Source organism: Streptomyces sp. SM11, from assembly GCF_002910905.1.
GTDB lineage: Bacteria > Actinomycetota > Actinomycetes > Streptomycetales > Streptomycetaceae > Streptomyces.
Map to the genome: position 1 here is coordinate 1 of NZ_NEUE01000138.1, position 2,140 is coordinate 2,140.

Consider the following 2,140-nt stretch of genomic DNA (forward strand, 5'->3'; position numbering starts at 1 on the left):
CAGCACCGCGCCGAGGCCGCCGGCGAGCGGTGCGGCCCAGTTGGCCGTCCCGTCGGCGGCATGGGCCGGGGCCGGGCCGTCGCCGAAGTACCGCCCCCGGTGTCCTGCCGGGGCGGCCTTGGCATCCAGGTCCGCCGGGCGCAGCCGGGAGCCCGCATCGATGGCCCCCGCCGGGTCGACGATGCCGTAGCCGCGGGCGTCGTCGCGGCCCTGGGCGGGGGCGTCGCGGGCGGTGTCGGCGAGGAGCTTCTTGATCTGGGCCGGGCCGAGGTCGGGGTGGGCGGCACGGACCAGGGCGACAGCGCCGGAGACGAACGCGGCGGCGGCCGAGGTGCCCCACTCGATGTAGTAGTGCCCGTCCGGGTTGGCGACCACGATGTCGACGCCTGGGGCGCTGACGGTGGCGTACCAGCGGCGGGTGGAGAACGAGGCGTGTGTGCCGTACTCGTCGACGGCGGCGACCGCGATCACCCCCGGGTAGGCGGCGGGGTAGGAGATCCGGTCCCCCTTCTCGCCGCCGTTGCCCGCCGAGGCGACCACGGGGACGCCCTTGGACAGGGCGTACTGGATGGCCGCGTCCTCGCCGGGGTCGGGGTGGGCGGACTTGCTGTCGTCGCCCAGGGAGAGGTTGATGACGTCGGCGCCGTTGTCGGTGGCCCAGCGGATGCCGTCGGCGAGGGCGGTACCGCGGGACTTGCGGGCCTTGGCGCGGGCGGGGTCCTTGGACTCCAGAATGACCCGGACCGGCAGGATCCGGGCCTCGGGGGCGATGCCGAGGATGCCGTCGGAGCGCCCGGGGCCGTTGCCGCGTCCGGCGATGATGCCGGCCATCGCGGTGCCGTGCAGGGCCCAGGAGGAGTCGCCGCGGGCGGCGCCGAAGCCGACGAGGTCCTTGCCGGGGAGCACCTGCCCCGCCAGGTCGGGGTGGGCGTCGTCGACCCCGGTGTCCAGGACGGCGACGGTGGTGCCCCGGCCCCGGGTGGTCTCCCAGGCCCGGTCCGTGTGCAGGGCCTCCAGGGCCCACTGCTGGTCACGGATGGCGTCCGCGTGGGCGGGCGCGGCGGGGGTGAGGGCGAGGACGGCGGCGGCGCAGACCGCGGCGAGGACGCGGTGGGGTCGTCGGGTCATCCGGGCTGCTCCGTGAGGTCGGCGACGGCTCGGCGCAGCCCCCGCTCCACCCGGTCCGCGATGCCCTTGGCCTCGTGGCCGAGACCGGCCTGGGCGATGTCCGTCGCCGCGCCCGACGCCATGGCGTCGGGCGCGGGCTGCGGGGCGGCTACGGGGCGCCCGTCCGCGAAGCCGGAGACGGCGAGCACGACGACCGGGATCTCGGTGAGCGGGTTGACCGTCCAGCTGGCGCGCTGCCCGTCGCCGAAGGAGGCCGCGGGGGTGCCCTCGGGAGCGTACGTACGGGGCATGAGGTCCTTGCGCGAGCCGAGCTTCTGCCCGGTGAACCGGGCACGCAGGGACTGCATGCCCGCGGCGTCGGCCTCGGTGAAGACCAGGCCGACGGTGGTGACGGCGGAGCGGGTGGCGTCGGTGTAGGTGGCGCGCACCAGCCGTTCGCAGCCGACGGACCTGAGCGTGGTCAGGAGCAAGGGGTCGAGTCCGTCGGCACAGGTGCTGTCGGCGGCGACGGCGAGCCGGGTCCAGGTGCGGTGGGTGGCGCCGGGGCCCGCGCCCCTGCCCTGGAGGGTGCGGGGGAACAGCGTGTCGACGGGAACGCTGTGCCAGGCACTGCGGCCGGCTGTGTACGGGTTCCCGGTGGTCTCGGCCGAGGAGTCGCCCGTCAGCCAGGCTCCGGTGACGGCCCCGCCGATCAGCCCGACGCCGAGCACGACGCAGGCGGCGGCTGCCGCGGTACGCCACCGCTGCCGGGGCCGGACCGGCCGCAGCCGGGTGGTGGTCTCGGCGGGGGTCTCCGGGTAGCCGTAGCGGGCCGGCACCCGGTAGCCGCCGGGGGGTGGCGGAACGGCTCCCGACGAGGGTGCCAGGTCGACGGCCCCGACGGGCCTTCGCCGGGCGACGGGCGGCGGGCCGGAGTGCGGGGGGCTCGCGGAGGGCGGCGCGGGAGCGGGCGTCTTCGCAGGCGTGGGCCGCTGGACCGGCGGGACCTTGGGGGCCTGCGGGGCAGGCGGGG

General features: G+C 77.1%; 2 protein-coding genes. Both read right to left on the reverse strand.

What is annotated here, in order from left to right:
- A partial coding sequence (gene mycP, locus B9S58_RS10945) for a type VII secretion-associated serine protease mycosin (RefSeq protein ID WP_103531924.1) occupies nucleotides 1–1,128 on the reverse strand: 1,128 nt, incomplete at its 3' end.
- On the reverse strand, nucleotides 1,125–1,994 hold the full coding sequence (locus B9S58_RS10950; RefSeq protein ID WP_103531982.1) for a hypothetical protein: 870 nt from the start codon (nucleotides 1,992–1,994) through the stop codon (nucleotides 1,125–1,127). The genes B9S58_RS10950 and mycP, both read right to left, overlap by 4 nt.
- Between the last annotated feature and the right edge of the window lie 146 nt (nucleotides 1,995–2,140).